The 12,338-nt window shown below is 61.1% G+C and carries 14 protein-coding genes and 2 tRNA genes; 8 read left to right on the top strand and 8 right to left on the bottom strand.

Going from position 1 to position 12,338, the window contains the following annotated elements:
- Positions 1–194 precede the first annotated feature (194 nt).
- From IFT99_RS02205 to IFT99_RS02195, 3 genes are all read left to right on the top strand, one after another.
- Entirely contained in the window at positions 195–539 is a 345-nt protein-coding gene (locus tag IFT99_RS02205; protein ID WP_065988787.1) for a YggL family protein, read from the top strand.
- Positions 540–916: 377 nt separating this feature from the next.
- Entirely contained in the window at positions 917–2,383 is a 1,467-nt protein-coding gene (gene dacB / locus IFT99_RS02200; RefSeq protein ID WP_065988786.1) for a D-alanyl-D-alanine carboxypeptidase/D-alanyl-D-alanine endopeptidase, read from the top strand.
- 227 nt (positions 2,384–2,610) lie between these two features.
- Positions 2,611–3,243, top strand: a complete 633-nt coding sequence (locus tag IFT99_RS02195) for a DUF5666 domain-containing protein (protein ID WP_192130269.1) — start codon at positions 2,611–2,613, stop codon at positions 3,241–3,243.
- Positions 3,244–3,369: 126 nt separating this feature from the next.
- Here IFT99_RS02195 and IFT99_RS02190 read toward each other — a convergent pair whose 3' ends face one another.
- The 3 genes from IFT99_RS02190 to IFT99_RS02180 all read right to left on the bottom strand — a co-directional run bounded on the left by IFT99_RS02190 (position 3,370) and on the right by IFT99_RS02180 (position 4,695).
- Positions 3,370–3,714: a hypothetical protein gene (locus tag IFT99_RS02190; RefSeq protein WP_065988783.1), complete on the bottom strand. Its 345-nt coding sequence runs from the start codon at positions 3,712–3,714 to the stop codon at positions 3,370–3,372.
- A 93-nt stretch (positions 3,715–3,807) separates the two neighbouring features.
- A complete protein-coding gene (locus IFT99_RS02185; RefSeq protein WP_192130268.1) occupies positions 3,808–4,365 on the bottom strand; it encodes a DUF4174 domain-containing protein in 558 nt (185 codons plus the stop codon).
- Positions 4,366–4,618: 253 nt separating this feature from the next.
- Positions 4,619–4,695, bottom strand: a tRNA-Val gene (locus IFT99_RS02180).
- Between the two features lie 312 nt (positions 4,696–5,007).
- Here IFT99_RS02180 and IFT99_RS02175 point away from each other — a divergent pair.
- The gene (locus tag IFT99_RS02175) at positions 5,008–5,331 is read left to right on the top strand and encodes a hypothetical protein (protein WP_192130267.1); all 324 of its coding nucleotides are present in this window, start codon (positions 5,008–5,010) and stop codon (positions 5,329–5,331) included.
- A 175-nt stretch (positions 5,332–5,506) separates the two neighbouring features.
- Positions 5,507–5,728 carry a hypothetical protein gene (locus IFT99_RS02170; RefSeq protein ID WP_197985819.1) on the top strand — a complete coding sequence of 74 codons (222 nt, stop codon included), beginning with the start codon at positions 5,507–5,509 and terminating at the stop codon, positions 5,726–5,728.
- Positions 5,729–5,840: 112 nt separating this feature from the next.
- Here the strand turns inward: IFT99_RS02170 and IFT99_RS02165 are convergent.
- Positions 5,841–5,917 (bottom strand) — tRNA-Val (locus IFT99_RS02165).
- Positions 5,918–6,164: 247 nt separating this feature from the next.
- Here IFT99_RS02165 and IFT99_RS02160 point away from each other — a divergent pair.
- A complete protein-coding gene (locus IFT99_RS02160) occupies positions 6,165–7,448 on the top strand; it encodes an NAD(P)/FAD-dependent oxidoreductase (protein ID WP_192130265.1) in 1,284 nt (427 codons plus the stop codon).
- 25 nt (positions 7,449–7,473) lie between these two features.
- Here IFT99_RS02160 and IFT99_RS02155 read toward each other — a convergent pair whose 3' ends face one another.
- Positions 7,474–8,175: a peptidase C39 family protein gene (locus IFT99_RS02155; protein ID WP_197985818.1), complete on the bottom strand. Its 702-nt coding sequence runs from the start codon at positions 8,173–8,175 to the stop codon at positions 7,474–7,476.
- 226 nt (positions 8,176–8,401) lie between these two features.
- On the opposite strand from IFT99_RS02155, the gene IFT99_RS02150 reads away from it, so the two are divergent.
- Positions 8,402–8,578 (top strand): hypothetical protein, encoded by a 177-nt coding sequence (locus IFT99_RS02150; RefSeq protein WP_167355791.1) that lies wholly within the window; start codon positions 8,402–8,404, stop codon positions 8,576–8,578.
- 105 nt (positions 8,579–8,683) lie between these two features.
- Here IFT99_RS02150 and IFT99_RS02145 read toward each other — a convergent pair whose 3' ends face one another.
- Positions 8,684–9,448, bottom strand: coding sequence for a TerC family protein (locus IFT99_RS02145; RefSeq protein ID WP_065988779.1), 765 nt, complete (start codon positions 9,446–9,448; stop codon positions 8,684–8,686).
- 117 nt (positions 9,449–9,565) lie between these two features.
- Here IFT99_RS02145 and nhaR point away from each other — a divergent pair, with 117 nt between their 5' ends.
- Entirely contained in the window at positions 9,566–10,462 is an 897-nt protein-coding gene (gene nhaR / locus IFT99_RS02140) for a transcriptional activator NhaR (protein ID WP_192130263.1), read from the top strand.
- Here nhaR and IFT99_RS02135 read toward each other — a convergent pair.
- Positions 10,459–11,616: an MFS transporter gene (locus IFT99_RS02135; RefSeq protein WP_192130262.1), complete on the bottom strand. Its 1,158-nt coding sequence runs from the start codon at positions 11,614–11,616 to the stop codon at positions 10,459–10,461. The two genes, nhaR and IFT99_RS02135, sit on opposite strands and share 4 nt — an antisense overlap.
- A gap of 189 nt (positions 11,617–11,805) precedes the next feature.
- Positions 11,806–12,315: a DUF1993 domain-containing protein gene (locus IFT99_RS02130; RefSeq protein WP_192130261.1), complete on the bottom strand. Its 510-nt coding sequence runs from the start codon at positions 12,313–12,315 to the stop codon at positions 11,806–11,808.
- Positions 12,316–12,338 lie beyond the last annotated feature (23 nt).

Here is a 12,338-nt window from a genome sequence, read left to right as displayed (position 1 = left end):
CACCCCATTTCCAACAAACGAGTGCGCAACTTTTTGCGCATCATGGCTAAGAGTCATCCCAAAGCTCTCGGCGCGAGCCCCTCCCCAACCCCAGGCACGGTCAGAAATCCGAAAATCCCTGATCAGCATCAAGCAGGCGCCATCAGGACGAAGCTGATAGACTGCGCCCCGAAATTACTTAAGAGGAACGCTTCATGGCCACTAACCGCTCCCGTCGTCTGCGCAAAAAACTCTGTGTCGACGAGTTCCAGGAATTGGGCTTCGAACTGAAGCTGGGCTTCAAAGAGGACCTGGATGACGAGGCCATTGATGCTTTCCTCGACGCTTTCCTGACAGAAGCCATGGACGCTAACGGTCTGGACTATGTCGGCGGCGACGACTTTGGCCTGGTCTGCCTGGCCAACCGTGGTTCGGTCAGCGAAGAACAGCGCGCAGCTGTCGAAGCCTGGCTCAAAGGCCGCAGCGAGCTGACTGAAGTTGAAGTCAGCCCTCTGCAGGACGCCTGGTACCCGGAAAAGCCGATCAACGCGGCTGTCTGATCAGCGGGCGGGCCTTCCCGCCGAGCTGTTACCGAAAAAGCCATCCCTCGGGATGGCTTTTTTGTGTCCGGGATTCAAGCATTCACGAGCCAGAAAACGTGTCCAGCTATCGCCCATCGCACTGCCAGGTGCAAAGCCCAACCAGACACAGGCAGAGAAATTCACGGTTTAACGTGACTTTAAATGGGCAAGCGCAAAAAATAGCGCGGTTTGACGGCTGTACCCCGGCGCAAGTCACGAAAGCTTGGGGCATAATGCCGCTTTACCGAAAGGCCAGTGTCACGCCCTGCCATCGGGCATTTTCTGGCGGTTCGTTCACAGTGCGAGGGAATTCACCCCCTCTTCATCTCCGTGTTTGCTGCAGTAGGGTTTATTGAATGATCAAGTCTTTGCGTCCGCTGTTTATCGCCACCCTGCTTTTGCCCCTCTCATTCTCCATCGCCGCCGCTCCCATCAACACCGCCCTGCCCCCCAAGGTTCAAGAAGCACTCAAAGCCAGCAAGCTGCAGAACGATGCGCTGTCGCTGGTGATGCTCCCGGTCAGCGGCCCCGGCACCCCGACTGTTTTCAACGCCGATGTGTCGGTCAATCCGGCCTCGACCATGAAGCTGGTGACCACTTACGCCGCGCTGGAAATGCTCGGCCCGACCCATCAGTGGAAAACCGAGTTCTACACCGACGGCACCCTCAGCAATGGCGTTCTGCGCGGCAACCTGTACCTCAAGGGCGGCGGAGATCCCAAGCTGAACATGGAACGCCTGTGGCTGCTGATGCGCGATTTGCGGGCCAACGGCGTGCAGCAAGTGACCGGTGATCTGGTCCTGGATCGCAGCCATTTCGTGCAACCGCAGCTGCCAGTGTTCGACGACGATGGCAACGACAAGAACAAGCCGTTCCTGGTGCGTCCCGACTCCTTGATGGTCAACCTCAAGGCCCTGCGTTTCGTCACCCGCAACGACGGGGGCAAGATTCTGGTCTCGGTGGAGCCGCCCATCGCCGCCATCCACATCAACAATCAGGTCAAGGCGCTGTCCTCCAGCAAATGCACCGGCGACGTGCTGTACAACCCGGTGCCGGAAGCCGATGGCGGGATCACCGTAACCGTATCCGGCCAATTGGGCGACGGCTGCAATTCCCAGACGTATCTGTCGCTGCTCGACCACCCGACCTATACCGCGGGCGCCGTGCGTGCCATCTGGCAGGAACTGGGCGGGACCATTCTCGGCAAGGACCGTCTGGACGTGACGCCAGGCAGCGCCAAGCTGCTGGCCAGGGCGTTCTCGCCAGATCTGGCGGAGATCATCCGCGATATCAATAAATTCAGTAACAACACCATGGCCCAGCAGCTGTTCCTCAGTCTGGGCGCTGAGTTCCGCAATGAAGCCGACGGTGACGATGCCAAGGCCGCGCAGCGTGTGGTGCGCCAGTGGCTGGCCAAGAAAGGCATCATCGCAACGCACCTGGTGATGGAGAACGGTTCAGGCCTGTCCCGCGCCGAACGGGTCAGCGCGCGGGAAATGGCGCAGATGCTCCAGGCAGCGTGGAACAGCCCGTTTCAAGCCGAATTCATGAGCTCGCTGCCGCTGGCAGGGATGGACGGCACCATGCGTAAACGCCTGAAACGCACGGCCCTGCGCGGTGAAGCCCATATCAAAACAGGGACATTAAATACCGTTAGAGCGATCTCCGGATTCAGCCGCGACAGCAACGGCAACACCTGGGTCGTCGTGGCAATCCTGAACGATCCGCGTCCGTGGGGTGCGTCTTCGGTACTGGATGAAGTGCTGGTCAGCCTGTACAACCAGCCGAAACTCGCGAGCACGTCGATTTCCCTTCAGCAGTAATCTCCCGCGCCGGGCTGTGCGAAGTCGTTCGACGACCGACGCACAGCCTGGCCGCAACCTTCCTGCCCCCCCCGCCCTACGCCAACTCCGGCAAACCGAGCATCTGCTTTCGCAGGTCCACCGGATGCGCCGTTGCCAGGCCCCGCTTGCTGACGCCGATGTCATGCACTTGGACGGGCACTACCGCTATGCTCAGTGCTCAGCCCATCACAGGATTCGCGCTGCCAATGAAGACGTCCAGAACCCAGCCCCTCCGCCACGCCCTTCTCCTGTCCGGATTGCTCGGCGCACTGCTGTCGGCAGCGCTGCCCGCCCACGCCGAAGACGGCAAACCCACCCGCGTGCGCGGCGCCATCACTGCGATCGAAGGCGATTCGCTGAAAATCCACAGCAATCGCGGAGAGGACCTGCAGGTTGCGTTGACCCCTGATACACAGATTCGTGGCGTGACCCTGGCGCAAGTGTCGGAAATCAAACCGGGCAGCTACATCGGCTCCGCGGCGGTGCCGTTGCCGGACGGTTCGCTAAAGGCGCTCGAGGTGCATGTGTTTCCGCCAGCCATGGCGGGCACGGGAGATGGCCATCGGGCTTTTGACCTGACGCCGGACAGCACCATGACCAACGGATCGGTTGGCGATCTGGTCGCCAGCACCGGACGCACCATCACGGTGAACTACAAGGGCGGGCAAAAGAAGATCGTCATCCCTGACGACGTGCCGATCGTCAACCTGGTGCCCGGCGATCGCAGCTTGCTCAAGCCCGGCGTGAAGGTGGTGCTGCAAGCGCAGAAAGGCGCGGCCAACACGCTGACCGCGCTGTCGATTTCTGCCGGGGAAAATGGCGTGACTCCGCCGATGTGAAGCAGGCGATGTCAAAAGCCGAGGTAAAGCGGCCAGGGTGAATCGTCTGTGTTGCTCAAAGCCTGCGCGACGACGGGACATGATAGAACCGGTCAGCACGCGCAGGTCAGTGAATGCAGGCTCGATTCAGAGGCAGGTTGCGAGCACCGCGCCACGCTGCTCAACCACTTTGGCGCCCGGCTTGGCGTAGAAGTTGACGTTGGTCATGCCCGCCTTGCCCGCCACATCAGCGAAATACTCGCCTTCGGTGGTGTAGACCGTGAACGCGCCAGGATCCCCTTTGGCCATGAACACGTCCGCTACATCACCGAACAGCTGGACATTGGCCCAGGTGACCTTGATGCACTCGGCAACGGCAACCGCAGGCTTCTGACTGGTGTAAACCTGCGCCGGCCCTGCCGAGCGCGTCTGATTCAAGCTCATGCAGCCAGACAGCATGATCAATGCCACAGCGCCCGCCCAATGTTTCATGCCAGTCCCACTCATCAAACGTCCCTTTCGGTGAAAAAGGAGCGATGTTACCAGCAACGCCAAGCGAGCCCCATGGGTATGGCGTCTGAGCGGTTAATCATCCAGCCCGGCAGGCGGTGCAGCGGGCGCGGCCTTGCCAGGCTTGGCCGGCTTGCCCGACGGCGTTGCGGCCTTCGGCTCGGCGACCGGCGCAGGAGCCGCAGCGGCGGCCGCCTCTTTCTCAGCCATCGGCATCTGGTCGATGGTGCTGAAAATCTCCTTGGGATCGATGGGGCCGTTGTGGATCATTTTCTTCTCACCGTCCTTGCCCACCAGGATCACCTGAGCCTGCTTGTCTGTCTGAGCGCCAAGCTTGAGCTCGCGAACCAGCGCCATGGTGGTCTGGGCATCGAGCTCTTTGCCGCCACGCTGACCGACCATGTTAATGATGGTGTAAAGGACCATGTCACGCTTGGCGAAACCCTCCTTGTTGGCGCTCTCATCCAGACTTTTCTTCAGACTCACCAGCGTCGGATCAACCGAACTCGATGCGATGACGATCAATGGACGGTTCTTGCCGCGCTCCTGAGACAGTGGGCCATCACCGTCGGCAGCCAGCAAGGGGCTCGACAGGGCGAACAAAACGGCAAGGGTCAACGACCGGCTAAACATACACACCTCCTCTGGATTTCCATGCACTGATGATCGCGCATCATGGGAAAAGGTCCAGACGGTAGCGGGAAAAAAAACGGATTTTTTCGCGGATCGGCATGTACGTAAGCGTCAAATCGGGCTGAAGCGTCCGGCCATAGGGGCTATGGCTGAATCAGGCAAGGCAGGCATGACATAAAAGTTTCAGGCAATAAAAAAGGGCGAATCTTTCGATTCGCCCTTTTCTGTTACCGCCCAGCAGAGCGGATTTGTTTGGTAGGCGCGATTGGACTCGAACCAACGACCCCCACCATGTCAAGGTGGTGCTCTAACCAACTGAGCTACGTGCCTGCTGTGGGTCGGCATTCTACGGATATTCAAATAGCTGTCAACGTCTTTTTCGCCCAGTAAGCCTATGAATATGCAAATTATTTCCCCGGCACATCGACACGGACGGATTGAACTGACACGGCCCCTGTCGATCAGCCAGACCCGGAGGTCAATCCCCTGACACACAGGCTGATCTTCGCCACCCGGCTAGATCGAATGAGCGCATCCCGCCAATGACGCCCCCACCAACATGCCGCCTGTCGCCGTGATGGCACTTCGGACAAGGTTCAGATGCCAAATGAGCACAAGGAACCAAGACACGGAGATCACCTGATGAACAGATCACTTGCTGCATTTACGCTGGGCTGCGCGCTGTCCTGCACCTCCCTTGCCGCGCTGGCTGGCGCGACATCGCCGGACATGGGTCCGCCGCCTTCGCAGACGGGCATCGATCCGCGCGTACAAGGCAGCGACCCGGCTCGCCAGGGTGCTGATGTGGACGCGCAAAACAAAAAGGGCATCAGCATTGGTGGCGGCACGTCAATGAGCAATGGCACCAGCAACAAAGACGATGCGGATTTGCCCGGTGGCGATACCACGACGGGCGGCGGCAGCAAGGGCTCGGGTTCGTCGAGCGCGGGCGGCGCAGGCGGCTGAAGCATCACCCACGCATGAGCCGTGACACGAGGCATCCAAGGGCGCTTGAACAGCGCCCTTTTCGTGCCTGGTGGTCGTGGAAGGCCATCGTGCTTTGATATAGTGCGTCGCCGCCGCGCCTGAATCAGAGGCGCGGGCCCGGCGGTCATCAACAGTGGAGAGCGGCACCGTGGGCATGAAAAAATCAGCGCTGGAACTCAAGCGTGACCTGAGCGGCATCGCGGCCAATCTGGAAAGCACCGCTGGCGAAATCAGCCGGTTGGCCGAACGTGTCAACGATGTGGACGTAGTCGCCGTGCTGCACTTGATGAATCAGCAGTACAAGGATGCTGACCGGCTGCGCGCCTATGTGGACGAGATCAGGGCGGGCCGCATTACCCGCGCCAAGGACGAGTGACCGGTCAGCCATAAAGGACCGCACGCCTGACGTCATTCGGATTCGAGCACAAAAAAAGGGTGACCCTCTCGGGCCACCCTTTTTTTTCACCGCCCAGCAGAGCGGATTTGTTTGGTAGGCGCGATTGGACTCGAACCAACGACCCCCACCATGTCAAGGTGGTGCTCTAACCAACTGAGCTACGTGCCTGCTGTGGGGCGGCATTCTACCGAGATTCGCATCGCTGTCAACTTCGATTCAGCCCTAAGCCTATGAATGTCCGAGCTATTTGCGCCGGCACACTCCAATAGGTCCGAGTGGGTGCGCCTGTGCCTCAATGGCTATTGCCTTGCCAGCGTCTCGTCAACACCGCAAAGCTGCGGCGGTGGCTGGCCGCCCAATTTCATCTCAGGTACGATCCGCCCATTCGTAAAAAATATAAAACAGGGGTTACAGGATGACGAACACGCCATACCCACATTCCTACTACGCCGCTTCCGCCAACCCCGTTCCGGTGCGGCCACGGCTGCAAGGGGACGTCGAAACCGACGTGGTCATCATCGGCGCAGGCTACACCGGCCTTTCGAGCGCGCTATTTCTCCTGGAACACGGCTTCAACGTCACTGTGCTGGAAGCCGCCAAGGTCGGCTTCGGCGCCTCGGGGCGTAATGGCGGGCAAATCGTCAACAGTTACAGCCGTGACATCGACACCATCGAAAAGTCTGTCGGACCGAAGGAAGCGCAACTGCTCGGCCACATGGCCTTCGAGGGCGCGCAGATCATCCGCGACCGCATCGCCAAATACCAGATCCAGTGCGACCTCAAAGACGGCGGTGTCTTCGCGGCGATCACGCCCAAGCAGATGGGCCATCTGGAATCACAAAAACGCCTCTGGGAACGCTACGGCCATACGCAGCTGGAGCTGATGGACCAGCGCCGCATCCGTGAAGTGGTGGCGTGCGACCAGTACATCGGCGGCATGCTCGACCTGAGCGGCGGTCACATCCACCCGCTGAACCTGGCGCTGGGCGAAGCGGCGGCGGTCGAGTCCCTGGGCGGGGTCATTTACGAACAGTCGGCGGCAACGCGCATCGATCGCGGCGCCAGCCCGGTGGTGCACACCGCCGAGGGCAAGGTTCGGGCGAAGTTCGTCATCGTCGCGGGCAATGCCTATCTGGGCAATCTGGTCCCGGAACTGGCCGCCAAGTCGATGCCCTGCGGCACACAGGTCATCACCACCGAGCCGCTGAGCGAGCAACTGGCAAGCACGTTGCTGCCTCAGGATTACTGCGTCGAGGACTGCAACTACCTGCTCGATTACTACCGGCTGTCTGGCGACAAGCGTCTGATCTTCGGCGGCGGCGTGGTGTACGGCGCGCGCGATCCGGCCAACATCGAAGCCATCATCCGGCCGAAGATGCTCAAAGCCTTTCCGCAACTGAAGGACGTGAAGATCGATTACGCCTGGACCGGAAACTTCCTGCTGACCTTGTCGCGGTTGCCCCAGGTGGGCCGGCTGGGGGACAACATCTATTACTCCCAGGGATGCAGCGGCCACGGCGTGACCTACACCCATCTGGCCGGCAAAGTGCTGGCCGAAGCCCTGCGCGGACAGGCGGAACGATTCGACGCCTTCGCCGGCCTGCCCCACTACCCGTTCCCGGGCGGGCAACTCTTGCGCACGCCGCTGACGGCATTGGGTGCCTGGTATTACAGCCTGCGGGACAAGCTGGGGTTCTGAACCAGAGGTGATGAACGGCCAACCGTTAACGGGCGGCCGGATTGTTCAGCGCCTTGACCGCCTCGCCCGCCGCCTGTTCTTGCCCGGCCTGGGCCAGATCATTGGCGGCTTTCAGCCAGCGTTCACGGTCGACCGGCACTGGCACCTGACGCGGGCTCTGGATCAGCACGGCCCAGTTGCCGGCGTCGTTCCAGTCCGAGGTAAACGAATCGAAGCTCGTCGTCACGCGCCCCGGCCCGGTATAGATCAGCACCGTGCGCTTGTTCTGATCGAACCCGACCAGCACCCCGTAGCGCTGCTCTTTCCACAACAGGGAGCCGTCCGAAAACCGCACCATGACTGGATACCCCGCCGACACCTGGGCCAGCAGGTCCGGGAGACCATGGTCGACGGGATACACCACAAAGCCGTATTCGCGGGCCAGATTCAGCATGCTGCGGTCGAGCTTGTCTTCGGCGCCCGGCAGCTGCAGCGGCTTTTCCAGCAGGCCCGGCGTGGTCTGGACGCCATGCACGGTCAGCATGCTGGCCAGCGCGAACGGTCCGCTCTGGTAATCCTTGCCCCGGAACGACGGCACCGCGTTGATTTCCACTCGGTCGGGCAGTGCCTTGTACATCGGCGGGTAGCCGGGCTTCCAGTTGTGGGCGTTCGAGCAGCCTGCCAAGACCAGCACGGCGGCAAGCGCCAGCCATTTGCGTCGACTTGCAACGCTATCCAATCGCGTCAATGCCCGCACGTTCTTCACTCACTTGACTGATGGCAACGGATCCCGAGATCCGGCCGGAACGCGGATGATAGAGCCGCCACCGATTGTGGTATAGCCCGAAGCGCTGTCAACGCGAGTGGATAGAACGAATCGGTCATGCAATTCCTACCACCGGTCAATTTTTGGCAACAACAGCGAGACTAGACTGTCGGTAACTAAGAGACGAAGAGAAGAGCCGGAGGAAGCCATGAGCCTCGGAATGACCATTGTGATGTTGATCGCTGCCTGGCTGGCCGTTGCGGCTGCCATGTTGTGGGGGGTGATGCGCATCTCGCGTCGCCATCATCCGCATTATCGGGAAACCGAAGCCGCGAAATCCGTAGAGCGTGCACAACGCAAAATCCGTCCTGTCACGGCGCACTGACGATGTGACGACGTGAACGCGGAAAGGACAGACGAAAACGGTCGGTTTTATTGGCCTACTTTTTTACGGCCCCGCCCTCGATAGCCAGGCGGAGCCGTCCAGGCGTCAGACCTTCTGAGCTTGGGCTTCGGCGTCCAGTCGGCGCTGGCGGGACCGACGAACCAGCATGTTCAGCACTTCAATCAGGGCCGAGAACGCCATCGCGGTGTACACGTAGCCTTTCGGAACGTGGGCGCCGAAGCCTTCGGCGATCAGCGTCATGCCGATCATGATCAGGAAGCCCAGCGCCAGCATGACCACGGTCGGGTTGTCGTTGATGAACTTGGCGAGGGGCTCCGACGCCACCAGCATCACAACCACGGCGGCGATCACGGCGATCACCATGATCGGCAAGTGCTCGGTCATGCCAACGGCGGTGACGATACTGTCGATGGAAAACACCAGGTCGAGCATCAGGATCTGACCGATCGCGGCAGCCATGCCCAGCGTGACGGCGCTGGAAGCGGCTTTTTCGGCTTCGCTCTTTATGTCGACGCTGTGGTGGATCTCGGTGGTTGCCTTCCAGACCAGGAAGAGGCCACCGGCGATCAGGATCATGTCCTTCCAGGAGAAGGTCTGCCCGAACACTTCGACCACAGGCGCGGTCAGCTGGACAATCCAGGCCACGGTGGTCAGCAGGCCCAGGCGCAGGATCAACGCCATGCTGATACCGATCCGGCGCGCCTTGGTACGCTGATGAACCGGCAGCTTGTTGGTGAGAATCGAGATAAAAATGAGGTTGTCGATACCGAGCACGATTTCCATGACGACCAGTGTCGCCAGAGCGATCCATGCCGTTGGGCTTGCAGCCAGTTCCAGAAGATATTCCATATAGCGAGTGTCCAGGATCAGTTCAGGGGATAGGGCAGCATTCTAGGGACGGAAACACTTCAGCAAAATTCGTATTTTTCAGGCGTATACTTCGGTTTTTCCGAAGTGACAGCGCCCATGCTCAATTACCGACAGCTGCACTATTTCTGGGTCGTGGCCAAGACCGGCAGTATTGTCCGCGCCTGCGAGCAATTGAACCTCACGCCCCAGACCATCAGCGGGCAGATCAGCCTGCTGGAGCAGACCTACGGCGTCGAGCTGTTCAAGCGCGTGGGCCGTCAACTGGAGCTGACCGAAACCGGTCGCGTTGCCCTGCCCTATGCCGAACAGATGTTCCAGCTGGGTGGGGAACTCGAAGCCGTTCTGAGCGCCCAGCCCGACGAGCAGCAAATCCTCTTTCGCGTCGGCGTCGCCGATGTCGTGCCCAAGTCCATCGTCTATCGTCTCATCGCGCCGAGCATGGCGCTCAACGAACTCGTGCGCATCAGTTGCCGGGAAGACCAGCTCGAACGCTTGCTGGCGGACCTCGCGATTCAGCGCCTGGACCTGGTCATTTCCGACAGCCCCATGCCTTCTCATCTGGACATTAAAGGCTATAGCCAGAAGCTCGGCGAATGCGGCGTGAGTTTTTTCGCCACCCGCGCCCTCGCCGCCCTGTACGGCAAGCACTTCCCCCACGGCATGCAAGGCGCGCCGCTGCTGGTTCCGGGCCAGCAAACGGTGGTACGCAGCCGGCTGATGCGCTGGTTCGCCGAGCAGAATATCCAGCCGAAGATCGTCGGCGAGTTCGACGACAGCGCCCTGATGAAGGCCTTCGGCAAGTCCGGCAGCGGGATTTTCATTGCGCCGAGCGTGATCGCCGGTGAGGTGATCGAGCAATATGACGTCGAGCTGATCGGTGACACCGACGCCGTGACCGAGTCGTTCTACGCGATCTCGGTGGAGCGCAAGGTCAAGCATCCCGGCATTGTGGCGATCACTGAAGGCGCACGCCGCCAGTTGTTCCCGGACTAGGCGTCGCAGGTCGCCGGGTTTGGGCGGACTGTCATCAGCAGCAAGGCCAGCAGAATCGACAGCAGGATGATGCCGGCCGCCGCGAAGCCCAGGCTGCCGAGGCCCAGGTGATCGATCACCCGTCCGCCGATGATCGCGCCAATGCCGATGCCCAGGTTGGCCCCCGCGATGTTCAACGAGGCGGCGAAGGCCGGGGCCTGTGGGGCGGCTTTCATCAGCCGCACATGGCTGACCAGAAACAGCGCCGCCTGGGTCGCGCCCCACACGGCCAGCGCCAGGGCCAGCGCAGGCAGCGAATGCATGCTCGGCACCACCATGACCATGCCGCCGATCATGAAGGTGCAGAAGGTCAGGCTGGCGATCAGCGGATGGCGGTCCACCAGGCGCCCGCCCAGGGAATTACCCAGCAAGCCCACCGCGCCGAAGCCCATCAGGCACCAGCCGACCACGGTGCCGTTGAACCCGGCGAGTCGCTCGAGCATGTCCGCGAGGTAGGTGTACGCGGTGAACATGCCGCTGAAAACCAGCACCGACAGCAGCACGTGGCCTTGCATCAAAGGACTGCGCAGAATCCGGAACTGGCTGCGGAAGGAGGCCTGATCCTTGTGCACGCTGCGGGGCAGGTAAATGAACAGCAGCAACGCCTTGGCGAACGCCATCACCGCGAGGACGGCGAAGGCGCTGCGCCAGCCGATGGCGTCCGAGATCAAGGTGCCGACGGGGATGCCGAACACCGTGGCGCAGACGATGCCGAAGCCGATCTTGGCAATCGCGCGCCCGGCATGCTTTGGTCCGACGATGTCCACGGCGGTTTCGCTGGCCAGGGCCCAGAACACCGGCAGCCCGAGGGCCGGGATCAGCCGCGCGGCGGCCATCACCCAGATGTTGGGGGCCAGCGCTGCAACAACGTTTGAGACGCCAAACATGATCAGCACCGAAATGAACAGGCGCTTGCGCTCGAAGCGCGAGAAATACGCGGTCAGGAACGGCCCGAAGCAGGCCACCGTGAAGGCGAACAGCGTGACCAGCAAGCCGGCCTGGGGGATGGTGACGGCCAGGTCGCGGGCGATCGCGGGCAGCAGACCGACGATGACGAACTCTGTGGTCAGCACGGTAAAGCCGGCGGCCGACAGCAGGTAGATGGGGAAAAACATGAAATCTCCAGAACGACAAAACGACCAGTCCTTGCGGAGCGGTCGATCGGATGTGGCGTGAATCAGGATGCGGAGGGTATCAGAGCCGTGCGTCTGGCCGGCAGACGCCGGACGAAACAAGTGTCGCTGCCCGGTTAGCGCCGGGCAGCGATGCAATCAGGCTGTGATCGCGTCAGGCAATCTGACCGATCAGTAAGCGCCCATGTAGTCGCGCTTGCCGACTTCCACGCCGTTGTGGCGCAGCAGGTCATAAGCGGTGGTGACGTGGAAGAAGAACTGCGGCAGCGAGTAATGCAGCAGGTAGGTCTGGGTGTCCAGACGCTTTTCTTTTTCGGTGCCCGGGCGCAGCACGATTTCGCGCGCTTCGTTGCCATCGACCTGTTCGGCCTTGATCGTGTCGAGGAACGCCAGCACTTTGGTCAGCAGCGCTTGCAGGTCGGCAAAGGTGGTTTCGGTGTCTTCGTACTTCGGCGGCTCAAGGCCTGCCAGCCGTGCGCCGGCGCCTTTGGCGAAATCAACGGCGATCTGCACCTGACGCACCAGCGGGAACATGTCGGGGAACAGACGGGCCTGCAGCAGGGCATCCGGCTGGATGTTCTTGGCGGCGGCGTGGGCTTCGCCTTTGGCCAGAACGGCACTGAGGGCAGTCAGCATTTGCTTGAAGACAGGAATCGAAGCGGCGTAAAGAGAAAGGGTCATGGCAGTTCCTGGGAAATGAGTCG

Origin of the sequence: Pseudomonas sp. CFBP 8772, from assembly GCF_014841665.1 — a bacterium.
Taxonomy (GTDB): Bacteria; Pseudomonadota; Gammaproteobacteria; order Pseudomonadales; family Pseudomonadaceae; genus Aquipseudomonas; species Aquipseudomonas graminis_B.
This window is presented reverse-complemented; position numbering and strand designations above follow the sequence as displayed.